Origin of the sequence: Bifidobacterium merycicum DSM 6492, from assembly GCF_900129045.1 — a bacterium.
GTDB classification, from domain to species: Bacteria; Actinomycetota; Actinomycetes; order Actinomycetales; family Bifidobacteriaceae; genus Bifidobacterium; species Bifidobacterium merycicum.
The window spans coordinates 576,155-601,313 of the sequence record NZ_FQTX01000002.1; the positions used below are offsets into that span (position 1 = coordinate 576,155).

A 25,159-nucleotide genomic window follows, 5' to 3' on the forward strand; every position below is an offset into this window, starting at 1 on the left:
GTGGCCATTCGTGAAATCAGAGTCGTTCCCGATCCCGTTCTGCGCACTCCGTGCGATGAGATCAAGGAGATCACCCCGGCGGTCCGTCGTCTGGTCGACGATCTGCTCCAGACCGTCGACGATCCGGGTCGTGCGGGATTGTCCGCGAACCAGATCGGCGTGAACCTGAGGGCGTTCTCGTACAACATCAACGGCAAGATCGGATACATCCTGAACCCGGTCATCGAGGAGAAGTCCGGCGAACAGTACGGCGACGAGGGCTGCCTGTCGGTTCCCGGCCTGTGGTACAAGACCCGTCGCGCCGATTACGCTCGCGTGCGCGGCATCGACCTGGACGGCAAGGAGATCGTGCTGGAAGGCCACGGATTGTTCGGACGCATGCTGCAGCACGAATGCGACCATCTCGACGGCCATGTCTATCTTGACCGGTTGGAGAAGGAAGAGCGCAGGGAAGCCATGCGCTACATGCGCAACCATCACTGACATCGCGCCCCGCCGATTTGGCGGGGCGACGTGCTATTATATGGGCTCGTGCGCCAACCGGCGACGGTCGTAGTCTCGGCGGTCGGAACCAAACCAATATTGTCAACCGGCGTACAACAAATTCGCGTCATGCTCGCGACGGCCCGTGTCGGTCGGCTTCGATCCCATCAGGGAAGGGAAGCTGCACGCGGGTGCGCATGGCCAGGCAAGAACCGACAAGAAAGAGGTAGCAATACCATGGCTCAGATCACTATGAGCGAAATGCTGAAGGCAGGCCTGCACTTCGGTCACCAGACCCGTCGTTGGAACCCGAAGATGAAGCAGTTCATCCTCACCCAGCGCAACGGTATCCACATCATCAACCTGTTCAAGTCCCTCGACATGATCGACGTCGCCTACGACTTCATCAAGTCCACGGTCGCCCACAATGGCACCGTGCTCTTCGTCGGCACCAAGAAGCAGGCTCAGGAAGCGGTGTCCGCTCAGGCTACCCGCGTGAACATGCCGTACGTCTCCGAGCGTTGGCTCGGCGGTATGCTGACCAACTTCCAGACCGTCTCCAAGCGCGTCGCCCGCCTCAAGGAACTCGAAGAGGTCGACTTCACCGACGTGCACGGTTCCGGCCTGACCAAGAAGGAACTGCTGCTGCTCGAGCGCGAGAAAGACAAGCTGAACAAGCAGCTGGGCGGTATCCGCAACATGAACCGCACCCCGTCCGCGATGTTCGTCGTCGACATCAACAAGGAAGCCCTGGCCGTCGAGGAAGCCCACAAGCTGGGCATCCCGGTCGTCGCCATCGTCGACACCAACACCGATCCGGAAGCCGTCGAGTACCCGATTCCGGCCAACGATGACGCCATCCGCGGCATCGAACTGCTGACCAGCCTGATGGCCGACGCCGTCGCCGAGGGCCTGATCGAGCGTTCCGGCAAGGCCACCAAGGCCGAAGGCGAAACCTCCGAGCAGCCGATGGCTGCTTGGGAGAAGGAGCTCCTGGAGAACCAGGCTCCCGCCGAAGCCGCTAAGGCTGAGTGATCCGGCACCGCCGGGGGAGAGGTTCCGACTGCTCTCCCGGCGGGCTCCACATTTTTCATCTGTCAAACCCAGTTCCATATAAGGGAGAACGAACACTATGGCAGCAATTACCGCCGCTCTGATCAAGCAGGTGCGCGAAGACACCGGCGCAGGCATGATGGACGTCAAGAAGGCCCTCACCGAGGCTGAGGGCGACGTCGCTCGCGCCAAGGAAATCATCCGCGCCAAGGGCATCGCCGCAGCCGGCAAGCGTGAAGGCCGCGCCGCCCAGGAAGGCACCATCGCCTCCAAGGTCGTCGAAGGCGCCAATGGCGAAGTCGGCTACGCCGTCGAGCTGAACTCCGAGACCGACTTCGTGGCCAAGACCCCGAAGTTCGTCGACTTCAGCAACACCGTGCTGGGCTACGCCGTCGAGGCCGACGCTGATTCCGCGGAAGCCCTGCTGGAAGCCAAGGCCGAGGAAGGCACCGTCAAGGAAGCCGTCGAGGAAGCCGCGGCTCTGTTCGGCGAGCATGTCAAGGTCGGCCAGTTCGCCAAGATCTCCGGCGAGCACGTCGAGATCTATGCCCACAAGAAGTCCGTCGAGATGCCGCCGAGCATCGTCGCGATGATCGCCACCGACAAGGCCGGTGCTGCTGTCGCCCACGAAGCCGCTCTGCAGATCTCCGCCATGGGCGCCCAGTGGCTCACCCGTGAGGACGTTCCGGCCGAAGTGCTGGCATCCGAGACCCGCGTGGCCACCGAGAAGACCACCGAGGAGCTCAAGAGCAAGGGCAAGCCGGAAGCCGTGATCGAGAAGATCGCCCCGAAGATCGTCGAAGGCCGTCTGAACGCCTTCTACAAGGAGACCGTGCTTCTGGAGCAGGCCTACGTCAAGGATCCGTCCAAGACCGTGGGTGATCTGTTCAAGGAAGTCGGCGGCAACGCCACCGCGTTCGCCCGTGTCGAGGTCGGCAAGGGCGCTGAGGCCTGATTCCTCCTGTTTTTCGCCTGATAGGTGATATTCAGGGCGGTCCGCATGTAGCGGGCCGCCCTTTTGCTGTTCTTGTTAAACATCCACTGAATGGGAGGATCGAAGGCGAACGTAAGAATTCTTGACGCATTGCTGATCAACTCGCCGACGATACTGTTCGGCCTGTTGTTCTTCTGGTCGTTCTGTCGTGAGCCGAGGCAGTTCCGCAATGGCCTGTTCCCGTTCCCGTTCCTGATCTGCCTGGACGCGACATGCATGCTGTACTTCGGCAACGTCTTAGTGTGGGCCGTAGTCGCCGTGCTCATCGATCTTCTGGCGTTTACCGGACTGGTATTCCGCGCGTTGAGAATGTGCACATAAGTTGAGAATGTGCACATAAGTTGAGAATGTGCGCATAATAATCTCAAGCTCAAGACGGGCGGCGTGGGAGGCCACGCCTAGGGGTATTACTGGCCTTACGACGGTGTTCATCCGCGAATTCGTCGCCGTCACACGCGCCCATTCGTGGACGTATTACGTGATCGCGGTGATATGCGTCATTAACTACATTGTTGCGAAATGCGGCATGGTGTTCTTCTAGATCACGGGGGAATCCGCGTGTCCCGCGCGTTGAGAATGCGACGGTCGGTGTTACTCGATATGCTGAGAAACGGTAGTTTTGCGGCTCGCACGTCAGCGGCGCGGGCCGAGTGACAACGAAGGAAAGATAATTATGACTGGCGAAAACGCAGGAGACAAGCCCCGTAGAGTGCTGCTCAAGCTGTCCGGCGAGGCATTCGGCGGCGGCAAGGTCGGCATCGACACCCACGTGGTGCGCCGCATCGCTTCGGAAATCGTTCCCGCAGTGGGCAAAGGCGTGCAGGTCGCAATCGTGGTCGGCGGCGGTAATTTCTTCCGCGGCGCGGAACTGCAGCAGGCCGGCATCGACCGTTCCCGCGGCGACTACATGGGCATGCTCGGCACGGTGATGAACTGCCTCGCCCTTCAGGATTTCCTGGAGCAGGAAGGCCAGGCCACCAGGGTCCAGACCGCCATCACCATGGGGCAGGTCGCGGAACCGTACATTCCTTTGAAGGCCATCCGCCATCTCGAAAAGGGACGCGTGGTGATTTTCGGCGCAGGCGCCGGCATGCCGTACTTCTCCACCGATACCGTTTCCATCCAGCGTTCGCTGGAAATCCACTGCGATGAGGTGCTGATGGGCAAGAACGGCGTGGACGGCGTGTACACCGCCGATCCGCGCAAGGACGAGAACGCCAAGCGTTTCGAAGCCCTGAGCTACAACCGTGCTCTCGTCGACAATCTCGCCGTCATGGACGCGGCGGCGCTGTCCATGGCCCGCGACAACAAGAAGCGCATCCGCGTGTTCGGCCTTGAAGGCGAAGGCAACGTGACCCGCGCCCTCGTCGGCGAGGAGATCGGCACCTTGGTCTCCACCGCGGAATCGCGTGTGGCGGACTGAACCCCTCAATCGAACGACAGCCAACAACCACAAACATAAGGAGCAATAATGGCAATCGTCATCGAACAGGCCAAGGAACAGATGGCCAAGACCGTCGAGAACACCAAGGAGAACTTCGCCGGCATCCGCACCGGTCGTGCGAACCCGGCCCTGCTGAACGGCATCATGGTCGACTACTACGGTGCGCCCACGCCCATCAAGGCCGTCGCCTCCATCGGCGTTCCCGAGCCGCGCACTCTGTCCGTCACCCCGTTCGACGCGTCCCAGGCCGGCGCCGTCGAGAAGGCCATCCGCAACTCCGATCTCGGCGTGAGCCCGAACCGTGACGGCAACGTCATCCGCCTGACCATGCCGGAACTCACCGAGGAACGTCGCAAGGAATACGTCAAGCTCGCCAAGACCAAGGCGGAGGACGGCAAGGTCGCGGTCCGCAACATCCGCCGCAAGGCCAAGGAAACCATCGACAAGTCCGTCAAGGACGGCGAGATGGGCGAGGACGACGGCGATCGTCTGCTCAAGGATCTCGACAAGGTCACCAAGTCCGTCACCGACGAGATCGATTCCCTGCTTGAGACCAAGCAGAAGGAGATCATGGAGGTCTGATCTTCGGACTTCCCAAGAACCGAATATGGAACGCAATGAACAAATCCATGATCAGGCCGAGGTGACCCTCGACCAGATCAACAAGAAGACCGGTCGCAACATGCCGCAGGCCATCGCCACGGCCGTGCTGCTGATCGCGGTTATCCTCGGATGCCTGCTGATAAGCGTCGACCTGTTCGTGGCGCTCGTCGTGGCGTTCATGATTCTGGCGCTGTGGGAGCTACGCGTCGATTTCGCGACCGCCGGACTGCACATTCCCGTGTTCATGCTCTGGATCTGCTCGGCGGTCACGCTGTTCGCCGCGTATTATTCGCGCCTGCATGTCGTGGCCATGGCGCTGTGTGCGATGGCTTCCATCATGCTGGTGGCGCTTTCCGCCACGGCGAAGCTCAGCTTCGGCAACAGGCTGTCACTTGCGGTGGCTAACAAACTTTCGCATACCGAGGCCACCGCGCGACTCGAATCCTCCTTCAACCATGACGGGGGAGAGCAGCATCACAGCCGTCTGAGCCATGTGGCCGTGTCCGTGCTCACCGTGCTGTACATCCCGGTGCTGGCATCCTGCATCATCGTGCCGCTGACATTCCATGGGCATCCCGTGGCGCACGCCATCATGCTGGTGTTCCTGCCGGCCCTGTCCGACACCGGTGGCCTGTTCGCCGGCGCATGGCTGGGCAAGCACAAGCTTTCCCCCAGAATCTCCCCGAAGAAAAGCTGGGAAGGTTTGGCCGGGTCCGTACTGTTCGCCATGGTGGGCGCGTTCGCGGTGATGTTCTGCACGTACAGCCCGCAGGTGTGGGCGGCACGCTGGTGGGTTCCCGTCGTGATGGGTGTCCTGGTCGGCGTCGTCGGCACGTTCGGCGATCTGTGCGCTTCCATGATCAAACGTGATCTCGGCATCAAGGACATGGGGCATCTGCTGAAGGGACATGGCGGCGTGATGGATCGCGTCGATTCGATCCTGATGGCGGCCCCGTTCACCTGCATCCTGCTGTGGGTTACGGGCCTGTGATGGCCTTTCCACGGTGAATCCGCGAGAGTGTCTGTGCATACCTGTACGGGCACTCTCGCGTTATGACGTCAACAATTCCGAATACCACGAACGAAGCGAAAACCCATGACATCCCCTGAAATCCCCGAAACCGGCATCACCGAAGGCGGCACCGAAGGCGCGTTCCGCGACGTGCTCTCCAAGGATCACGCCAAGCGTGGCAAGCCTCCGGTCCATTTCGCCGATATGACCGATGAGGAGCGCATCGCCAAGGCAACCGATCTCGGACTGCCGAAATTCCGAGTCAAGCAGCTCGCCAATCATTACTATGGTCATTTCGACGTGAACGCCGCGGAGTTCACCGATTTCCCCGCGGCCAAACGAGAAGAGGCCGCGGCGGCGTTCTTCCCGCGTCTCATCACCGAAGTCACCCGTCAGGTGGCGGATAACGGCACCACCATCAAGACCCTGTGGAGACTGTTCGACGGTTCCCTGATCGAATCGGTGCTGATGCGCTACCCGACGCGCACCACCCTATGCATCTCCTCGCAGGTCGGCTGCGGCATGGGTTGCCCGTTCTGTGCGACCGGCCAACTCGGCCTGACCCGTAACATGTCCGCCGGCGAGATCCTTGAACAAGTGCGCGTGGCCGCCAAGATGATGCGTGATGGCGAAGTGGCGGGAGGCCCGGGCCGTCTGAGCAACATCGTCTTCATGGGTATGGGCGAGCCTATGGGCAACTACCGGTCGGTGTTGTCCGCGGTCCGTCAGATCTCGGCGTTGCCCCCGGAGGGCTTCGGCATTTCCGCGCGCAACATCACCGTGTCCACGGTCGGCGTGGTGTCCGGCATCAGGAAGCTTGCCGCCGAAGGACTCCCGGTGCGCCTTGCCGTCTCGCTGCATGCACCGAGCGACGAGCTGCGTGACGAGCTTGTGCCGATGAACAAGCGTTTCAACACCACCGCCGTACTAGATGCCGCGCACGACTACTGGCTTGCCTCCAAGCGCCGCGTCAGCATCGAATACGCGTTGATGCGCGGCATCAACGATCAGGCCGAACATGCCAGACTGTTGGCCAAGAGACTGAACCATTACGGTGACGATTGGGCCCATGTCAACCCCATCCCGCTCAATCCCATCGAAGGTTCCAAGTGGACGGCATCCAAGCCGGAGGACGAGGCCCGGTTCCTTGAGATCCTGCACTCCGCGGGCATCACCGCCACGTTGCGTGACACGCGCGGCCAGGACATCGACGGTGCCTGCGGCCAGCTCGCCGCCAAGGAACGCTGACGTCCATTCGCAGATTCCGCGCGTATGGATGGCGGCCCGACGGATACGCTTCGTTGGGCCGCCATCCATATTGGCTAACGAATCATAGCCTATGTTTCCCCATAGCCGAGGTTCGGCGTTCCTAGCATATGGTTCCTAGTATGTGGACTTGCGTCGGACCTTGTAACGCAAGGTCGGTAGTCTGAAAAACTGAATCATTGGCCCGTCGTAGTAGTGGGAGTGAAAGATGTCGCTGGCGGTACGAGTCATTCCGTGCCTGGATGTTGATGCCGGACGTGTGGTGAAGGGCGTCCATTTCGAAAACCTCAAGGATGCCGGCGATCCGGTCGAGCTGGCGGCGGAATACTACCGTCAGGGCGCCGACGAACTGACCTTCCTGGATGTGACCGCATCCAGTTCGCATCGTCAGACCATGGTCGACGTGGTCAGCCGCACCGCCGAACAGGTGTTCATCCCGATGACCGTGGGCGGTGGCGTGCGTACTCCCGAGGATGTGGATTCGCTGCTCCGCTGCGGCGCCGACAAGGTCGGCGTCAACACCGCGGCCATCAATGATCCGACGTTGATCAGCCGTGTTGCCGAACGTTTCGGCAATCAGGTGCTGGTACTCTCCGTGGACGCTCGCCGCGAGAAGGGCGAGCAGCATACGCAGTCCGGCTTCGAGGTCACCACAATGGGCGGACGCAAATCCACCGGCATCGACGCGCTATGGTGGGTGAAGCGCGCCGAGGAGCTTGGCGCCGGCGAGATCCTGCTCAACTCCATGGACGCGGATGGCACCCAGTCCGGCTTCGACATCGAAATGATCAAAGCGGTGCGTCGCGAGGTCAAGATCCCGATCATCGCCTCCGGCGGCGCAGGCAAGGTCGAGGATTTCCCGCCGGCGGTCGCGGCCGGTGCCGATGCGGTCCTCGCTGCCTCCGTATTCCATTACGGTAGGATGACGATCGCGGATGTCAAGGCGGAACTGCGCAAGGCCGGCTACACCGTTCGTTGATTTCCCTGATTTTCCAACCAATCCATCCGAAGAAGCAAAACAAGAATGCAGTACGATAACTCCACAACACTTGATCCCGCAATCGCAGCACGTCTGAAGCGCGACGACAAAGGCCTTGTCGCCGCGGTCGTCCAGCAGTACGATACCCGTGACGTGCTGATGGTCGGCTACATGAACGACGAGGCGCTGCGACGCACCCTCACCACGGGCCGCGTGACCTTCTGGTCCCGTTCGCGTCAGGAATACTGGCGTAAGGGTGATACTTCCGGGCATGCGCAGTACGTCAAGGGCGTGTCCCTCGACTGCGATGGCGACGCGCTGTTGGTGGAGGTCGATCAGGTGGGTGCCGCATGCCATACCGGCAAGCGCAGCTGCTTCGACGAAGGCGGCCCGCTGCCCGTGGTCGAAGGTTTCAAGCCCGAGGAGGCGAAGTGATGGAGGAGTGCAGCGTCGAGAATCTGCGTTGGGGCGGGACCTGGCCGTCCCGTGAGCAGTTCCATGAACTCGCCGATGAGGGGTACCGCATCATCCCCATCGTGCGTCGACTGCTCGCCGATTCCCTGACACCGGTCGGATTCTATGAGCGTCTCGCCGCTGGGCGAAGTGGCACGTTTATCCTCGAATCGGCGGAATTCGGCGGCACATGGAGTCGTTACAGCTTCATCGGAGTGAACTCCATCGCCCAGCTTCGTTCCAATGGCGGTCAGGCCGATTGGCTCGGCCAGGTGCCGGTGGGTGTCCCCACCGAGGGCGATGTGCTGGATGTGGCGCATGCCACGTTGAAGATTCTGAACTCACCGAAGGTCAAAGGCCTACCGAATCTTACCTCCGGCCTGGTAGGCACCGTCGGATGGGATGTGATCCGTCATTGGGAGCCGACCCTGCGCGGCAAGGCCCCGAACGAAACCGACCAACCCGAGCTGGTGCTCGCCCTTGCCACCGATATCGCGGTGGTCGACCACGTGTCCGGTTCCGTATGGCTGATCGCCAACGCGGTGAACGTCGATAACAAACCCACGCGAGCCGACTGGGCATATGACAACGCCATCGAACGACTCGACACCATGCAGCGCCAGGCCGCGACGCCGACGCCGGGGGAGGCGCGCATCAACGTGCTCGACCCGTCCACCCCCCAGCCTGAATTGCGCTTCCGCACCGAGAAGTCGCATTATGAGAAGGCGGTCGAGGAGACGAAGCGTCACATCGTCGACGGCGATGTGTTCCAGACGGTCATCTCCCAGCGACTCGACATCGATTCGCCTGCCGACCCCTTCGACGTGTACCGTGTACTGCGCACGCTGAACCCGAGCCCGTACATGTACTTCTTCGCCCTGACGGATACCAAGGGACGCGTTTTCAACGTGGTCGGCTCCAGTCCGGAAACCCTGATCAAGGTCGACGACGGCCATGCCATGACCTTCCCGATCGCGGGTTCGCGTCCGCGTGGCACCACTCCGGAGGAGGACGAGTGGCTCGCCAACGAGCTGCTCGCCGATCCCAAGGAGCGCAGCGAGCACATCATGCTGGTCGACCTGTCCCGCAACGACCTGAGCCGCGTCTGCAAGCCGGAAAGCGTCGAAGTCGTCAGGCTGATGGACATCAAGCGGTTCAGCCATATCATGCACATCTGCTCCACGGTGACGGGCACGCTGAACGATGGCATGACCGCTTTCGACGTATTCACTTCCGCGTTCCCCGCCGGCACGCTTTCCGGTGCTCCCAAGCCTCGCGCCATCGAGATCATCGACGAGCTTGAGCCGGCCGATCGCGGTATCTACGGCGGTACGGTCGGCTACTTCGACTTCTCCGGGAACATGGATATGGCCATCGCCATCCGCACCGCCTTCCTGCGTGACCATGAGGCCAGCGTGCAGGCCGGTGCGGGCATCGTGCTCGACTCCGTGCCGGGCAACGAATGGCAGGAAACCCGCAACAAGGCCGCGGCAAGCGTCGAGGCCGTCCAGATTGCGGCCCAGTTGAAAGCCCTGTAGGCAAGGGGACGTTACTCTTGCAAAGACGCCTTTTGTAACAAGAGAAAGGGACCACATGTCGGTACTGGACGAGTTGGTGGCAGGAGCGGTCGAGGATGCCAAGGCGCGTGAAGCGCGGGTCAGCCTCGAACAGATCAAGAGGAACGCGGCGCAAGCCGCAGCGCCACTCGACGCCACTCGATGGTTGAGGAAAGCCGACGGCATCCCGGTGATCGCCGAGATCAAACGTGCATCCCCCTCCAAAGGGCATTTGAGTGATATCCCCGATCCGGCGGCCCTCGCCCGCGAATATGAGGCGGGCGGGGCAAGCGCCATCTCGTGCCTCACCGAAGGCCGACGTTTCCTCGGATCGCTCGACGACTTCGACAAGGTCAAGGCTGCGGTGAACATCCCCGTACTGCGTAAGGATTTCATCGTCACCGACTATCAGGTTTGTGAGGCGCGTGCCCACGGCGCGGATATCATTCTGCTTATCGTCGCCGCGCTCGACGACGATAAGCTCAAGCATCTGCTCGATCTGGCCCATGAACTGGGCATGACCGTTCTGGTCGAAACGCATACGCGCGAGGAGATCCAGCGTGCCATCGGCGCGGGAGCCAAGGTGATCGGCATCAATGCGCGCAATCTCAAGAATCTTCGCGTCGATGTGAGCAAATACCGCGAACTCGCCTCCAACCTGCCCGCCGACGTCATCAAGGTCGCCGAATCGGGAGTGTTCGGAGCCGTCGAGGTCGAGGATTACGGGCGTGCCGGCGCCGACGCGGTGCTGGTGGGCGAGGGCGTCGCCACGGCGGACGACCATATTCTTGCAGTGCAACGACTAGTGAAAGCAGGTGCACAGGTGAAAACCAGCGAATCCACTCCTTTGAGCGAACATCAGGGACCGTACTGGGGCCAGTTCGGTGGCCGTTATGTGCCCGAGGCGTTGATCACCGCGTTGGATGAGCTCGAACGCGTGTACGACGAGGCCAAGGCGGACCCGGAGTTCCATAAGGAATTCATGACGCTGCAGAAGCGCTATGTGGGTCGAGAAAGCCCGCTGACCGAAGCGCCGCGTTTCGCCGAACTGCTCAAGGAGAAGACCGGCATCGCGCCGCGCGTATTCCTCAAGCGTGAGGATCTCAACCATACCGGAGCGCACAAGATCAACAACGCCCTCGGTCAGGCATTGCTCGTCAAGCGCATGGGCAAGACCCGCGTCATCGCGGAGACCGGAGCCGGCCAGCATGGCGTGGCGACAGCCACCGTATGCGCGATGCTCGGCCTGAAATGCCGTATCTACATGGGGCAGATCGACGCCAGGCGTCAGGCCCTGAACGTGGCCCGCATGCGTATGCTCGGCGCCGAGGTGGTGGAAGTCACCTTGGGCGACAAAATCCTCAAGGATGCCATCAACGAGGCACTGCGCGACTGGGTCACCAACGTCAAGGACACCCATTATCTGCTGGGTACCGTCGCCGGCCCCCACCCGTTCCCCGCCATGGTCCGTGATTTCCAGAAGATCATCGGCGAGGAAGCCAAGCGGCAGCTTCAGGATTGGTATGGCATCGACCATCCGGACGCGGTTTGCGCATGCGTGGGCGGCGGCTCCAACGCCATCGGCATTATGAACGCCTTCCTCGACGACGAGCGTGTGAACCTGTACGGCTATGAGGCCGGCGGCAACGGACCGGAATCCGGTAAGCACGCCATCCGTTTCGCGCCGGGCACCGGTCAGCTGGGCATGTTCCAAGGAGCCAAGAGCTACCTGCTGGAAACGTCCGAAGGCCAGACCCTCGACACGTATTCGATCTCCGCGGGCCTCGACTATGCTTCGGTCGGCCCCGAGCATGCATGGCTCAAGGAAATCGGAAGAGTCAACTATTCCTGGGCGACCGATGAGGAGGCCATGAACGCCTTCCGTGACCTGAGCCGCAGCGAAGGCATCATCCCCGCCATCGAAAGCTCCCACGCCGTCGCCGGCGCGTATAAGGCTTGCGAGGATCTGAAGGCCAAGGGTTACACACATCCCGTCATCATCATCAACATCTCCGGCCGAGGCGACAAGGATATGGCCACCGCAGGCAAGTGGTTCGGCTATCTGACCGACGATCAGGCCAAGGCGCTTGACGTGACCGGCGCTCACGGCGATACCATCGCCTGATGACGACTTGCGAGGAATGAAGGATCTTATTATGACTAACGAAGCAACCACCCCGTCCGGTCAGCCGCTGGGCATCAGCCACAAGCCGAGCCGCACCAAGGCCATGTTCTCCGAGTTCAAGGCGCAGAACAAGCCGGCGTTCATCGGATACCTGCCGTATGGTTTTCCGAATCCCGACGATTCCCTGACGGCATTGCGGACGATGGTCGAACATGGCGTCGACGCCGTCGAAATCGGCCTGCCGTATTCCGATCCGGTTATGGATGGCCCCGTCATCCAGGCGGCGAGCCAGATCGCGTTGGATAACGGCGAAAGGATCGCCAACGTGTTCAAGGCGGTGGAGGCCGTGGCGAACGCGGGCGGTGTCCCGCTCATCATGAGCTATTGGAATCTCATCTACCATTACGGCGTTGAGCGTTTCGCCACCGATTTCGAAAACGCCGGCGGTGCCGGCCTGATTACCCCCGATCTGATCCCTGACGAGGCGGGGGAGTGGATCGAGGCATCCGACCGCCACGGCCTCGACCGCATATTCTTGGTTTCTCCCGACTCCGCCGATTCCCGGCTTGAAGTCGTCGCCAAGAACACGCGCGGCTTCGTCTACGCCGCGGCACGCATGGGTGTCACCGGCGAACGTTCCACCATCGACGCCTCCCCGCAGGCGTTGGTGGAACGCACCCGCAAGGCCGGTGCCGAGAACGTCTGCGTGGGCATCGGCGTCTCCACCGCGGAACAGGGCGCGAAGGTCGGCGCATACGCCGATGGTGTGATCGTCGGTTCCGCCTTGGTGCATACCCTGCTCAACGATGACGGAAGAACCGCCCGCGGCACGGCCGAAGGGTTGTCCCTGCTCGCGGCCAAAACCGAGGAACTCGCAGAAGGCATCCACGGGGCCCGCGCATGACGACGCTCGCCTCCATTCCTTCTCCGGGTTTCTCCAAGTTCCAGATCGGCCCCTTCACCATCCGCATGTACGCCGTGTGCATCCTCATCGGCGTCTGTTTCGCGGTCTGGATTCTTACCCGCCGTTGGAAACGCGCCGGGGGAACATTCGATCAGGTGCTCGACCTCACATTGGTGACGGTTCCGTGCGGTCTCGTCGGAGCGCGCCTGTACCACTGTCTGAGCACGCCGGCCATGTATTTCCCTCCCACAGGCGATCCCATGAGCATCCTGAAGGTGTGGGAAGGCGGCATGGCCATCTTCGGCGGCATCGGCGTGGGAGCGTTGGCCGCCTTCCTATGGTGCAGGCATAAGCATTACCCGTTCGCGTTGCTGCTCGATTGCCTGGCTCCTGGGCTTCTGGTCGCCCAGGCCATTGGCAGGTTGGGCAACTGGTTCAATCAGGAGTTGTACGGCAAGCCGACCACACTGCCTTGGGGGCTGAAGCTCAACGAGAACAGCGACGCCATCGGCCACAGCGAGGTTTGCTATCAAGGTGTAGCCTGTCCGAGCGGAACCCTGTTCCATCCCACGTTCCTCTACGAAATGATCTGGAACCTCATCGGCGCCGCGCTGATCGTGTGGCTGGGGAACCGGTTCGCGGATAAGCTCAAGGCCGGCCAACTCGCCGCCATGTATATGATCTGGTACGGCTGCGGCCGTAGCTGGATCGAGGAGATCCGCATCAACTACTCGACCGTCATCCTCGGCATCCGCACGAACACGTGGACCGCCATCCTGACGGCCCTGTGCGGCATCGTGCTATTCGCCGTGCTGAGGAAGTACGGGAAAACGTATGATGAACTTACGGTAAAGCTTCGTTCCGTCACCGACGACGAGCTTGAACGTATGAGCCAGAAATCCACAAAATGACCCTAGCCAACAGTAAGGTAGGAGATTATGAGCATTGAAATCGCACCTAGCATCCTGTCCGCCGACTTCTGCAATCTCGAACGTGACCTGAAGGCCATCGCCAACGCCGATCTGGTCCACGTCGATGTGATGGACCACCATTTCGTCCCGAACCTGACCCTCGGCGAACCGATCGTCAAGCGCATCTGCGAGGTTACCGACCTGCCGGTGGATGTGCATCTGATGATCGAGGACCCGGATCGTTGGGCTCCCGAATACGCCAAGCTCGGCGCGGCCTCCGTGAGCTTCCACATGGGTGCCACCCATGCTCCGGTGCGTCTGGCCCGCCAGCTGCGTGACATGGGCTGCAAGGCCTGCTTCGCGGTTCGCCCCGCCGAACCCGTCGAGCCGATCTTCGACATCCTCGACGAATTCGACATGATCCTCATCATGACCGTCGAGCCCGGTTTCGGAGGTCAAAAGTTCCTGGACAACCAGATGGGCAAGGTGCGTCGCCTGCGTGACGAGATCACCCGTCGCGGTCTGAAGACCAAGATCCAGGTCGATGGCGGCGTGAGCCCGAAGACCGCACACATCGTGGCCGAGGCGGGCGCCGACGTGCTGGTCGCCGGTTCCGCGGTCTACGGTGCGGAAAACCCGGCCGAAGCCATTGATTCCATTCGCGATAAGGCCGCAGCGGCCTACAAGGACTGAAGGAAACCATGAAGACTTTTGAATCGTTGTTCGCAGAACTGTCCGAAAAGGCAAAGACCCGTCCGGAGGGGTCGTTGACCGTCGATGAACTCGACAAGGGCACCCACTTCATCGGCAAGAAGATCGTCGAGGAAGCCTCGGAGACGTGGATCGCCGCCGAATACGAGGGCGCCGATCGTACCGCCGAAGAGATGAGCCAGCTGCTCTACCACGTGCAGGTCATGATGATCAAGCACGGTCTGACGCTTGAAGACGTGTACAAGCATCTGTGATGCATGGCCGGGGAATCCCGGTAGGACCAACATTCAAGCCGAATACTAAAGAGGAAGAAAGTAATGCTGCGAATCGCCGTTCCCAACAAGGGTATGCTGTCCGAGCCCGCTTGGAACATGCTGGCCGAAGCCGGCTATAGGTTGCGTTCCAATCCACGTCAGCTCGTCGTGGAGGATCCGGACAACGATGTCGAACTATTCTATCTGCGCCCGCTCGACATCGCCGTATACGTCGGCAGGGGAACCATCGATGTCGGTATCACAGGCGAGGATCTGCTGAAGAACTCGGGCACCGAAGCCGTGGAGCACCTGTCCCTCGGCTTCGGAGCCTCGACGTTCCGTTTCGCCGCGCCGAACGATTCCGACATCAAGGAGCTGAAGGACATCGACGGCAAGCGCGTCGGAACCTCCTTCGACAAGCTCGTCCATGATTATCTGGTCGAACAGGGCATCAACGCCGAAACTATCCATCTGGACGGTGCGGTCGAATCGTCCGTGCAGCTCGGCGTGGCCGATCTGATCGCCGACGTGGTGTCCACCGGCACCACGCTGCGCAACGCAGGTCTGCGCATCTTCGCCAATCCCATCATGCACTCCGAGGCCTGCCTGATCCGCAGCCCGCGCCTGGACGAACATGACGAGCGCCTCACCATTCTGAGCCGCCGTCTGCAAGGCGTGCTCACCGCCCAGCGTTACGTGCTGATGGATTACGACATTCCCGTCTCCAAGGTCGGTGAAGCCGTCGCTGTTACGCCTGGGTTCGAAAGTCCCACCATTTCGCCGCTGCACGATAAGCAGTGGAGTGCGGTGCGTGTCATGGTGCCGAAGGCCAAGGTGAACCATCTGATGGATAAACTGTACGAAGTCGGTGCACGTGGCATCATCGTCACCGCACTGCAGGCCTCCCGCATCTGAATTTGAGCAGTATGAGCGAACACATTCATAAGTCGACCTATAGTCCGGATGCCCGTGACGTCATCTTCACCATTCCGAACGCCTTGAGTCTGTTGCGTATCATCACCATCCCCGTGGTGGCTTGGCTGATTTCACGGCACAGCATGATACCGGCCCTGATTGTGTTCGCTTTTTCCGCCATCACCGATTTCCTCGACGGAACACTGGCGAGGAAACTCAATCAGGTGAGCAAGCTCGGGCAGATTCTCGATCCTTGCGCCGATCGTCTGCTTATTCTCTGCACGATTCTCGCGCTCGGCGTGGCGGGCATCATCCCATGGTGGATGGTCATCGTCGTCGCCGCGCGTGATGTCGTGATGGGTATCGAGATTCTGTGGCTCGCGCAATATGGCTACGGTCCGTTACCCGTACATTTCGTCGGCAAGGCGGCCACCGCGTTGCTGATGTTCTCCGTCGTGGCTCTTGTCGTGGCCGATATCGGGACGGGCATGCCGGCACATGTGCTGCATCTTTTCGCCCTCGCGGTCGGCATTTGGGGCACCGTTCTCTACTGCCTCGCAGGCTTCATCTACCTATGCCAGGGCAGTGGCGTCATCCGTAAGGAGCTTCGCTCCTGGAGGGAATCCCGGCGATGAGCGGCGTCGAGCCGATGCCAGCTTCCTATCCCTCGGAGGAATCGCATGACGTCAAACGTCGACGTGCGGTATTCTCCCATTCCTTCGCGGGGCTTATCTCACAGCATGCCGCCCCGGAGGACATCTACACCCAGGAACGGGAACGACGCCATCGAGTTCGCATGGACGACTCGTTGCGGCTTATCGACGATCTGATCAACCGTCCCGTCGACCCGATGTTTCAGGATTCCCAACTCGGCAAGCATAACGTCTCGCCGTTCGCCGTCTGGTCCGCGCGCATCGTCTGTTTCGTGGTGTGCATCGCGGTCGGATTCCTCGGCTGCATTTTCGTGCAACAGCTTCATTCCGATCCCCGTAAGGCCGTCCGTACCAGTCTGGCGAAGGAGCTGAGGGAATCGCAGAACAATCTCAACGGCCTTTCCGACGATGTCTCCGCGCTGCGCAAGCAAGTCGACGAGCAGGCGAAGAAAGTCAGCGAATCCGGAGCCGGCAGCACATTGCTGAAGGATGAGATGGCCAGCGGTCAGTTGGCGGTCAAGGGGGAGGGCATCATACTCACCGTGGCCGATCCCATCGCCGCCACGAACGAGAACAACGGCGCCGCACCGAGGGAAAACGCCGGCAGCCGTCTACGCGTGGTCACCGATTCCGATCTGCAGCAGCTGGTATCGGCGCTGTGGCGTTCCGGTGCCGAAGCCATCAGCATCAACGATGAACGGCTGGGGGCACAGACATCCATTCGTACGGCGGGCGGCACGATTCTGATCGGACTGAATGCGGTGGAAAGCCCGTATCGCATCAAGGCAATCGGCAACAGGCATGAATTGGCGCAAAGCGTAAGCCAGGAGAATCTCGGCTCATGGTACACCATGTATGCAAAAGCCGGAATAAGCTTGCAGGTACAACAGTCCAAAGAGATTACACTGAAAGCGGCAGTGGTTTCTGACGTCAACTACGCGAGGAAGGCCGAATAGATGGCAGCTGTATTGGGATTGATCATCGGCGTGGTGGTCGGGGTGTTCGTTCGCCCTGATATTCCCGTGGCCATACAACCGTATCTGCCGATCATGGTCGTTGCCGCGCTGGATGCGTTGTTGGGAGCCGCGCGTGCGTATTTCGAGCGTAGGTTCTCCGATCGCGTGTTCATCATCTCCTTCTTCGCCAACGTGATCACGGCCACATTGCTCGTGATCCTGGGCAACCAGCTTGGTGTGGGTTCGCAGTTGCAGACGGCCGTCATCGTCGTGCTCGGCATCCGCATCTTCTCCAACGTGTCCGCCATCCGACGCTTCATCTTCCGAGGTTAAGCATGGCAAGGCGAGGCAGGCGAAACGAGCGGCGCGGCACGCGTAACACGGTCAGCGATCTGAAAGCACGTAACGAAACCGAACGCCGCAATGACGACACGGCGACGGGTTCCTTCCCGCAGGTCCGTAAACGCGGCAAGGGAAAGAAACGCCTTGACGGTACGGCGGGGTTCCGTGTACGAGCCTCGTCCACCATTCTCATCACCCTGATGTGCGCACTGCTCGGATTCGGGTATATGACGCAGATCAACAGCGGACCGTCCGCCTATGAGACGATGAGCGAGGACGAGCTGGTGCGTCTGATCAACGAGACCAGCACGCAGGCGCAGAATCTTGAACAGCGCAAGAACCAGCTTTCGCAGCAGCTGTCGAGTCTGAAGGCCGCAGCCGACCAGCGTGAGCAGGCGCAGCGCATCGCCAACCAGAACAAGGAGACCAGCGGCATCATCTCCGGTAGTCTTCCCGCCCAAGGCAAGGGTGTGATCGTCACCATCGGCAAGGGGGCCGACAAGGACATCGATGCCTCGACGATGTTCACCCTGATCGAGGAGTTGCGAAACGCCGGGGCGGAAGTCATTTCCATCAATGACGTACGCGTCGTCACCTCGACCTCCATCTGGGCGGACGAGGACGGTGGCCTGGAATGCGACGGCATCCCGCTGGGCACGCCGTACACGGTACGCGCCATCGGCAATCCGGCCGATCTGCAGAACGCCGTGAACATCGCGGGCGGCGTCGGATCCCGACTGAAGGTGATGTACGGCGCACGGGTCACCGTAAAACAGTCGGATAATGTGGAAATCAACGCAACCCGAGAGCCTTCAACAAATAAATACGCAAAGACGGTAGAATAGCGATTATGACTGAACCTATCCCAAGCGCAGGCGAAACCACCATCATCGGCATGCCTGCCATCACCATTCCTGTAACCGCAACCGCAACCAGCGATCGACCGCTTACCGCGGAGGATCTCGACACCATCGCGCGTCTGTCCAACGACACCGCGTTGCTGATCTCCACAAGGGGAGCGGTGTCCGGTTCCCGCTACCTGCTTGACGAGGATGAAGTGACCGTCGGCCGTGACCCGCGCTCCGATATTCTTCTGGATGATTCCACCGTTTCCCGCGCACACGCCGTATTCCGTCGTGTCAACGGCGCGTTCGTCGTCGTTGACGCCGGGTCGTTGAACGGTACCTATGTGAACCGTCAGCGCATCGAACACGCGCAGCTGAAGAACGGCGACGAGATCATGATCGGAAAATTCCGACTCGTCTTCTTCACCAAATCCGCCGTCGTGGCGTGACCCGACCTCCGGCCGACGGGACTAGACTTGTCCTTCAACCGTATTCGGCTGAAGGACAAGTCCGGCATCATCGGCATGGGAGGCGACGATCATGGATCAATCCGGCAGACTGCACCTGCATGTACGTCTTGAAGATCGAGATGATCTGAACGAGTACGCCGTTCAGGGCGAATTGTTCAGTCTCACCGACAACGAGGATGCCACGCGAGGCTACCGGGGGACCGTCGCGTCCAAAGTCGCCGGTATCACATACCGGCAGCTCGATTACTGGGCGCGCAAGCAAATCGTTGATCCGTCGATTACGCCGTCGCATGGGTCGGGGTCCCGTAGACTGTACTCCTTCAAGGACGTGGTGATTCTTGCCACGTCCAAGAAGCTGCTCGACGCTGGTGTGAATCTGCAGAACGTGACCACGGCGATCGGTTTCCTTGTGGCTCACACGTCATCTCAGTTGGAACACATCACCATCATGTGTGATGGGGAACAGGTGTACGAGTGCACCACCAACGAGCAGATGATGGAGCTTCTCAACAGTGGCCGCGCCGTGTTCGCCGTTTCCGTCGGTTCGCTATGGCATCAGATCCGGGAAGCGCTGGATCATGAAAGCTATGTGGATTTGAAGGATCACCAAGTGAAGAATGCGGTGGCGCAGCCCATCGATGATTTGACCGCAGCGCGTATGCGCAAGAACCTAGAGGCGCGGCAACAGCAGCGCCAATCAGCGTGATATGGATATTCTGCCAATCGTATTGTGGGGGATAGGCGTGCTTACCTCTTTCGGGGAATGCGCCTACGCCCTGGTTTCCAGCAAATACCGGTCCCATTCGACCGAACCGGAGGTTTCGCCGCCGTCGATGACGGCGATCACGGGACATCTGGTGGCGGTGATTTGCTTCGTCATGGCACTGGTGATCGCCTCATATGGCATCGATTTGTATGACGCGCGGATGCATGATTTCTACGGCATCGCCATACCGGTCGGCGGTGTTATCGCCGTCGTGCTGCTCGCGTTGCAGATCGTGCTGTTGTATCTGCAGTCCCGTAGGGCCATGTTGACCGAGATGAACAGGCGACTGAACCGTTACATGAAGTAGCCGCGGCAATCGCTCGGCCATACGCCGGCACATCACCAACACATCATGATGGGTGGCATGCGACTTGAAACGCATGCCACCCATCAATCGTATTTCCGGAGCATCCTCCGGAGAACGCATGGAAGCGAAAACGCGGGGGAGCGGTCCCCTAGTCAGTGCTGCCCGCGCAGTTCCGGGTCTTCGGGATGATATTTGCCTACCTTGTGTTCGGTGGTCATCACCTCACCGTCCGGGCGGTAATTGATCTTGACGTACGACATCACATGGGTCGCACCGGCTTTTGCGCCGACCAGCTGACAGTTCCTGACGATATCCATGCAGGTATCGAAATCACCTTCGATGGCTGTTTCGAACGGGCCGACGAAATAATCGACGCCGGTCGATTTGATATACGCGATCACCTCGTCGACTATGGCGCATGTTTCCTCATCGGTACGTGCGTTCATGGGAAGGAATTGGATGGCGACGGAGCAGTTCATAAGCGTTCCTTTGCATGATGAATATGGTTTTGATTTCAGCCACAGCATACTCCATATGCCGGTCGTCGTAACCGGTGGAAGAGTGGTCCGAATTACCTTTTCTGACATAATAGAAAATATCGGACTTTTTTTCGAGCCGGTATAGCCGATTTGCCGCAGGAATTCGAGCATATCCCAATAATTCATGTGCAGCACCTTGCGGCCATCATCATGCTTTTTGACCTTGCCGACCTTGGTGCCCGAATCGGCAATCTCGTGCGACATGCGACTAATCACATCCTCACCAGGGAAAGCGACGGACTTGCGCACCGTGCAGTAGGCGGCATACTTATCAATCCCGGAATCGCTCAGACTGACACGCTTAAAAATCTGATTCTTGGCCAAAGGCATACCGATGCTGTCGATCAGGGGAGCGGCATAGTCGGCATCCAGTCCGGCCTTAGCACGCTTCGCGTTAAGGCGTTCCACCGTCTTAAGCCACAGCGCAGCGAACCGAGCACCGAACTCGTTCACCCGCTTCACCGACAGATCATGCTCAAAAAGGAAAAAGGCGTGCAGATGTGGATGCCAGCCGTTGACGTTGCTGTATGTGACCTCCTGAGCGCGGATGAAACCGAATTCTCCGAAGTCATCCATCAGCTTGACAAAAGCGCGCTGTTTGTTGAGGTTGCGCCAGACCTCAAGGAGCTGCTTGCGAATCGATGCCAAATCGTCAGCCTTGGTATGGCGGAGCGTCAGGGTCCCGAAGACGACGCCGTATCCATTTTCCTTGCAGGCGTGCAATGCCTGGCTAATCTCGTTCTGGCGCTGGCTCATGATCTTGTAGTTGCAGACCGGGCAGCAGTTGACGTTTCCACAGGCGGCGAGACCTCCGAAGCGAGAGCCGTGCTCAGGGTCATAATACAAGCCTACGCCTGTGCCTTTTTTCGTGGGTTTGCCGCAGAAAGCGCAGCGAGTGCCACGAAGGATACGCCGATTGGTCTCGCGAGCCGACCAGCGATGCGAGCGGAACTTGTGCAGTTGAGTCCGCTTCGTCGCGGCATTCTGCCGATTAGGACGCGGGGGAGCGGCGGCACTTCCCGTTAAGCTATCAAGGGCGGCTTCGCCGCCATGTGCTAAACTCTTCTTCGAGACCATTTGAACCTCACAAATCATTGGTTTCCGCCCTTGGACTGTTGGCGCAGTCCAAGGGCATTTCTCTTACTGTCAGTCATTATAGCGGCTATGGCGATCATGAAATCAAATCGGAAGCGATATCAAGATCAATGAAGACGTAGACAAGCATCATCACGGCAAAGACGCCTGTGATAATTAAAGCAGCGCGAAATAGGGCGCGTCGATCGAGCCGGTACATGAAATCAGCGATAAAGCCCCACCAAATGCCATCGATAAGAGATGCGGCCGCAAGGCCGCCGAAATCGATGGAATCGTTGGCAAAATAAGCAAAGGGAATCATGGCGATAAGCACCATGAAGGGAATCAGCAGGACGCTGGAGATACGTCTGCCATCACGGAATCTCTGCACGTAATACGCAATCGATGCGACCAAGAACAGGACGCATGTGCAGAAATTGCAGAAGGATGCGAACTCAAAGAGCATCGCCCAGCTCCCTTTCCCGCCTGTCGAGCGTCTCGGCCAGCACGATCTGAATCCAGGCGCTGCGGGTGACGCCAATGCGCGAGCAATACGCGTCGATGCGCTCCAGCAGCGCGGGACTGAGCGTGACCTGTATTCTTGCGCGATCCGTCTTATCCATATTTACCTCCAATGCTTACAACACCGATTATACACCCTTCAGATACCAAAATCACAGCTTGTCGTACTTAATTGTGTATAAGTACCCCCAGTTATACACATTCATTATGTACTACCTTACGGATTGTGTATAAGTAGGGGGAGTTATACACAATCCGCATAATTCGCTGTATTTATTGTGTATAAGTACCACTGGTTATACACAATCGGTTACGAGCGTTTGAAAAGCTGCTTGTAATCCTGGCATGAACATTCGGGCACTCTGCGCCTGCCTCCGCAGACGGCACAACGACCGCTCATGAGGACGGTGCCGATGGTCGAGACGCTTGCCAGTGTGTCATAGCAGCATGGCGCGAGATGCCTGGACAGCAGGAACCAGTGCGCGGACAATGCGTCGAACTTACGCTGCGCCTGGTTGATCTCCAGATCGGTGTAGTCCATGCTGTCGTAAGTCACGAAACGGAAAAGGCGATTCTGCCGCCATTCGCTGTCCTGCATCGCCTTGGAGAAATAGCCATGGCAGATCGTGACGGTCTTGGTGGTCTCCCGCAGGATACGATCGGCACGCGACCAGCTGGGCGCAGTCCACCGTAAAACAAGGTCGCGCTTGCGGAGTTGCTGAAGCATGGTGGCGATCTGCGGCGGGAGGGCTTCGGTCTCACGGCTGCTTGCGATGCTGCTGACCTCATCCAGGAGTATGTCGGCGTGCTCGGCATCGAGTATCTGCTGCCAGTCGTGCAGTATCTCCACCGTGTCGGGCGTGGTGCCGTCAGGCCAGGTGAGGGGAACCGTCGTGTAGATCTTCCGTCCGGCGTACAGGCTGGGCAGGGTGTCGTGCACCATGCACAAGGTCTTACCGCTCCCATTACTGCCGATGTAGGCGCTGATCGGCCAGCGTTTGCGCGTCGAACGTCCGCAATCCGATTCGCGGGGGAGCTGCCGCGTCGCGGCGGGAGCGTGCTCGGGCACCGTCGTGCCCTTGCGCACGCTCCCGTCCGCGTCGTCGTCCATCCCCTCCGCAAGATCCGCATGAGCGTGATGCTTGGATGCGAGAAAATCAGGAAAAGCAATCATCCGTTACCTCCGATGAATGGCAAATGACCGATAGCCGTGCGTACCGCTCTGACCAGGAAGCAGGTCAGGACGAAGGCGACGGTGCCGATGATAAAGGTCTTGAAGGCATCCCATGGAAACCAGACGCTGAAACCGTCGAGCCACTGCGTAATCGTCTTTATCGCGGCCGGCGGATGCATGGCGAAATCAGGAATCTTCACATCGTCAAAGAGACCGAGGAACCACGCCCACAATTCCATCGCCCAGGAAACGACCGCCTGCGTGATCATCAGGCATCACCACCGTCCGACGATACATGGAAGTCGAATATCGCCATCACGGCCTTGCGGCAGATGCTGAACGCCATGACAGCAAGCGCGATGGTTATAGCAGCCTTAGACAATACCGGCAAAAACTCCAAATCTGAGCCAGGACAAGCGTTAAGCACCTCGGCATCCTGCAAAATCGGTATATCCGCCCAATTAAAAGAAACAAAAACACCATGACATCCATGATCCGAAAAGTCCTGGAATAGAGCGCCCCAATTGGTCTGCAAGTCGCGGAATTGCGCCGAGATGCCGTCCGACGTATCTCTTTGGAACTTGGACGCCGTGGTGGTCATGATCTTTTCGTCAGGGATGAACAACTGGTGAGCGGCGCAGGTGACGGGGGAGTAAAGCCATGCGGCAGCGGTCTCGGATGTAGCCGACTTGACGCAATCCGACCAGGAATAGCCGGTATCCGGTTCGGCAGTGGTATTCGTGCTGGTGCTGCCATCAGGCCGACCTGTAGTCTGGCCTGATTTTTGCGCCTCCTGTTCGAACTGCGGTGCATATACAATGCACTCGCCTAGGGGAACCTCTGTGATCTTGCCCGGCACATCATAGCTGCATTTATAGGTCAGTGCGGGATATTCCTTCGTGGTGCCCTTAAAATCGACCGTCAGCTGATGATCTGGGACAATCTGCTGCGTCTCTTTGACCCAGTTCGCGCACGCATAGCCTTCGCTGAAGCAGCTTTTGCCGGTCTTGAGATCGATCAAGTCCAATCTTTTCCCGGCTATATTCGGGTAGATGCCGTCCAGGCTTGCGGTACCAAGATCGGACTTACCGCCGGCGGTGGATGCGCTGAAGGACAACGTGCCGCCGATCGTGCCGTCGTCCTTCAGCCCGGCCTGGACATGGCGGGGGAGCAGGCCGGACGAATCCGAAGACTTCTGGCCAGGCAATTCGGATGTATGTTGCGTGCCGTCGTCGTCGGTCACTGTCGTGATAGTCGTCACGTCCTGGTCTTTGACGGTCGGCTGATACGCCGCGGGGCAATCATCACCGCACTCGGAAAAGGCAACGCCATCCTTGTAAGCGTCATCCACACTATATCCATGGTACCCGTAATCGCCAGCAAAATACCGGAAGTGGCTCATGACGGTATCAGGGTCACCGGGCCAATACCCGAAAGGGAAAATGTTGGTGATATCGGAAGAAGAAGAATAATCGTTGACATCAGTGCCATAGGTCATCTGACTGACCTCGGTGAAACCGGCATCGAGATTGTCATTGCGATAATAAGGATTGAACGAATTAGGGTATAGGGGGGCGTTGTCACCGGGGAGCACATGGCCCAGGAGGTGCCCTTTATTGCTCTTAGTTACGCGAATGGTGTCAGTCCATACAAGGTGGGCACCTTTGCCGTCCTGGTAATGGCGTCCACGGATGTAGACGCTTGTGCCATCCTGGGTAGCGACATACCAGGGTGTATAGGTCCAGGACCAGTGAGGCGCCTTATCAGCCGAATGCGTCTCATCAGCGCCCTTAATGTTCTTCCATTGTTTTTCGGATGCCACTGTGCCAAGCTCGCGATAATCGTCGC

The 25,159-nt window shown here is 59.5% G+C and carries 30 protein-coding genes; 24 read left to right on the forward strand and 6 right to left on the reverse strand.

The annotated features are described in order from the left end of the window. From def to BUB29_RS09695, 24 genes are all read left to right on the forward strand, one after another. Complete coding sequence (def, locus tag BUB29_RS05110) at positions 1-483, forward strand: peptide deformylase (protein ID WP_033523916.1); 483 nt, start codon at positions 1-3, stop codon at positions 481-483. Positions 484-720: 237 nt separating this feature from the next. Beyond that, positions 721-1,518 (forward strand): 30S ribosomal protein S2, encoded by a 798-nt coding sequence (gene rpsB / locus BUB29_RS05115; protein WP_033523915.1) that lies wholly within the window; start codon positions 721-723, stop codon positions 1,516-1,518. A 97-nt stretch (positions 1,519-1,615) separates the two neighbouring features. Continuing rightward, on the forward strand, positions 1,616-2,491 hold the full coding sequence (gene tsf / locus BUB29_RS05120) for a translation elongation factor Ts (protein ID WP_033523914.1): 876 nt from the start codon (positions 1,616-1,618) through the stop codon (positions 2,489-2,491). 90 nt (positions 2,492-2,581) lie between these two features. Further along, positions 2,582-2,851: a hypothetical protein gene (locus tag BUB29_RS05125; protein WP_143155154.1), complete on the forward strand. Its 270-nt coding sequence runs from the start codon at positions 2,582-2,584 to the stop codon at positions 2,849-2,851. Positions 2,852-3,203: 352 nt separating this feature from the next. Further along, positions 3,204-3,953: a UMP kinase gene (pyrH, locus tag BUB29_RS05130; RefSeq protein WP_033523912.1), complete on the forward strand. Its 750-nt coding sequence runs from the start codon at positions 3,204-3,206 to the stop codon at positions 3,951-3,953. Positions 3,954-4,001: 48 nt separating this feature from the next. Continuing rightward, positions 4,002-4,556, forward strand: a complete 555-nt coding sequence (gene frr, locus BUB29_RS05135) for a ribosome recycling factor (RefSeq protein WP_033523911.1) — start codon at positions 4,002-4,004, stop codon at positions 4,554-4,556. Between the two features lie 25 nt (positions 4,557-4,581). Further along, on the forward strand, positions 4,582-5,568 hold the full coding sequence (locus BUB29_RS05140) for a phosphatidate cytidylyltransferase (protein WP_033523910.1): 987 nt from the start codon (positions 4,582-4,584) through the stop codon (positions 5,566-5,568). A 105-nt stretch (positions 5,569-5,673) separates the two neighbouring features. Then, positions 5,674-6,837: a dual-specificity RNA methyltransferase RlmN gene (gene rlmN, locus BUB29_RS05145; protein ID WP_033523909.1), complete on the forward strand. Its 1,164-nt coding sequence runs from the start codon at positions 5,674-5,676 to the stop codon at positions 6,835-6,837. Between the two features lie 226 nt (positions 6,838-7,063). After that, the gene (hisF, locus tag BUB29_RS05150) at positions 7,064-7,834 is read left to right on the forward strand and encodes an imidazole glycerol phosphate synthase subunit HisF (protein ID WP_033523908.1); all 771 of its coding nucleotides are present in this window, start codon (positions 7,064-7,066) and stop codon (positions 7,832-7,834) included. A gap of 45 nt (positions 7,835-7,879) precedes the next feature. Beyond that, on the forward strand, positions 7,880-8,269 hold the full coding sequence (gene hisI / locus BUB29_RS05155; RefSeq protein ID WP_033523907.1) for a phosphoribosyl-AMP cyclohydrolase: 390 nt from the start codon (positions 7,880-7,882) through the stop codon (positions 8,267-8,269). Beyond that, positions 8,269-9,825: an anthranilate synthase component I gene (gene trpE, locus BUB29_RS05160; RefSeq protein WP_033523906.1), complete on the forward strand. Its 1,557-nt coding sequence runs from the start codon at positions 8,269-8,271 to the stop codon at positions 9,823-9,825. Before hisI ends, trpE begins: the two co-directional genes overlap by 1 nt. A gap of 55 nt (positions 9,826-9,880) precedes the next feature. Next, positions 9,881-11,968: a bifunctional indole-3-glycerol phosphate synthase/tryptophan synthase subunit beta gene (locus BUB29_RS05165; RefSeq protein ID WP_033523905.1), complete on the forward strand. Its 2,088-nt coding sequence runs from the start codon at positions 9,881-9,883 to the stop codon at positions 11,966-11,968. Positions 11,969-11,999: 31 nt separating this feature from the next. Beyond that, positions 12,000-12,872 (forward strand): tryptophan synthase subunit alpha, encoded by an 873-nt coding sequence (gene trpA, locus BUB29_RS05170; protein WP_033523904.1) that lies wholly within the window; start codon positions 12,000-12,002, stop codon positions 12,870-12,872. Continuing rightward, positions 12,869-13,783: a prolipoprotein diacylglyceryl transferase gene (gene lgt / locus BUB29_RS05175; RefSeq protein ID WP_033523903.1), complete on the forward strand. Its 915-nt coding sequence runs from the start codon at positions 12,869-12,871 to the stop codon at positions 13,781-13,783. The genes trpA and lgt overlap by 4 nt, the downstream gene beginning before the upstream one ends. 27 nt (positions 13,784-13,810) lie before the next feature. Beyond that, on the forward strand, positions 13,811-14,476 hold the full coding sequence (rpe, locus tag BUB29_RS05180; RefSeq protein ID WP_033523902.1) for a ribulose-phosphate 3-epimerase: 666 nt from the start codon (positions 13,811-13,813) through the stop codon (positions 14,474-14,476). An 8-nt stretch (positions 14,477-14,484) separates the two neighbouring features. After that, positions 14,485-14,748: a phosphoribosyl-ATP diphosphatase gene (locus tag BUB29_RS05185; RefSeq protein ID WP_003826436.1), complete on the forward strand. Its 264-nt coding sequence runs from the start codon at positions 14,485-14,487 to the stop codon at positions 14,746-14,748. 63 nt (positions 14,749-14,811) lie between these two features. Beyond that, positions 14,812-15,663 (forward strand): ATP phosphoribosyltransferase, encoded by an 852-nt coding sequence (gene hisG / locus BUB29_RS05190; protein ID WP_033523901.1) that lies wholly within the window; start codon positions 14,812-14,814, stop codon positions 15,661-15,663. Between the two features lie 11 nt (positions 15,664-15,674). Next, on the forward strand, positions 15,675-16,298 hold the full coding sequence (locus tag BUB29_RS05195; RefSeq protein WP_033523900.1) for a CDP-alcohol phosphatidyltransferase family protein: 624 nt from the start codon (positions 15,675-15,677) through the stop codon (positions 16,296-16,298). Further along, positions 16,295-17,272, forward strand: a complete 978-nt coding sequence (locus tag BUB29_RS05200; protein ID WP_033523899.1) for a DUF881 domain-containing protein — start codon at positions 16,295-16,297, stop codon at positions 17,270-17,272. Before BUB29_RS05195 ends, BUB29_RS05200 begins: the two co-directional genes overlap by 4 nt. Then, positions 17,273-17,605 carry a small basic family protein gene (locus BUB29_RS05205; protein WP_033523898.1) on the forward strand — a complete coding sequence of 111 codons (333 nt, stop codon included), beginning with the start codon at positions 17,273-17,275 and terminating at the stop codon, positions 17,603-17,605. Positions 17,606-17,607: 2 nt separating this feature from the next. Continuing rightward, the gene (locus BUB29_RS05210) at positions 17,608-18,459 is read left to right on the forward strand and encodes a DUF881 domain-containing protein (protein WP_033523897.1); all 852 of its coding nucleotides are present in this window, start codon (positions 17,608-17,610) and stop codon (positions 18,457-18,459) included. Between the two features lie 5 nt (positions 18,460-18,464). After that, a complete protein-coding gene (locus BUB29_RS05215; protein ID WP_033523896.1) occupies positions 18,465-18,908 on the forward strand; it encodes an FHA domain-containing protein in 444 nt (147 codons plus the stop codon). Between the two features lie 91 nt (positions 18,909-18,999). Next, on the forward strand, positions 19,000-19,635 hold the full coding sequence (locus tag BUB29_RS05220) for a MerR family transcriptional regulator (RefSeq protein ID WP_033523895.1): 636 nt from the start codon (positions 19,000-19,002) through the stop codon (positions 19,633-19,635). 1 nt (position 19,636) lies between these two features. Then, the gene (locus BUB29_RS09695) at positions 19,637-20,002 is read left to right on the forward strand and encodes a hypothetical protein (RefSeq protein WP_143155155.1); all 366 of its coding nucleotides are present in this window, start codon (positions 19,637-19,639) and stop codon (positions 20,000-20,002) included. A gap of 152 nt (positions 20,003-20,154) precedes the next feature. Here BUB29_RS09695 and BUB29_RS09825 read toward each other — a convergent pair whose 3' ends face one another. The 6 genes from BUB29_RS09825 to BUB29_RS05255 form a co-directional block, all read right to left on the reverse strand. Next, positions 20,155-21,618 (reverse strand): thiamine-binding protein, encoded by a 1,464-nt coding sequence (locus BUB29_RS09825; RefSeq protein ID WP_159430610.1) that lies wholly within the window; start codon positions 21,616-21,618, stop codon positions 20,155-20,157. Positions 21,619-21,712: 94 nt separating this feature from the next. After that, on the reverse strand, positions 21,713-22,081 hold the full coding sequence (locus BUB29_RS05240; RefSeq protein ID WP_033523894.1) for a hypothetical protein: 369 nt from the start codon (positions 22,079-22,081) through the stop codon (positions 21,713-21,715). Next, entirely contained in the window at positions 22,071-22,238 is a 168-nt protein-coding gene (locus BUB29_RS09830) for a type II toxin-antitoxin system HicB family antitoxin (RefSeq protein WP_156098204.1), read from the reverse strand. Before BUB29_RS09830 ends, BUB29_RS05240 begins: the two co-directional genes overlap by 11 nt. Positions 22,239-22,447: 209 nt before the next feature. Further along, entirely contained in the window at positions 22,448-23,311 is an 864-nt protein-coding gene (locus BUB29_RS05245; protein ID WP_143155156.1) for a P-loop NTPase family protein, read from the reverse strand. Then, on the reverse strand, positions 23,308-23,580 hold the full coding sequence (locus BUB29_RS05250; protein WP_033523893.1) for a hypothetical protein: 273 nt from the start codon (positions 23,578-23,580) through the stop codon (positions 23,308-23,310). Before BUB29_RS05250 ends, BUB29_RS05245 begins: the two co-directional genes overlap by 4 nt. After that, positions 23,580-25,159 (reverse strand): hypothetical protein (locus BUB29_RS05255; RefSeq protein WP_234945695.1); only part of this gene is annotated, 1,580 nt, incomplete at its 5' end. The genes BUB29_RS05250 and BUB29_RS05255, both read right to left, overlap by 1 nt.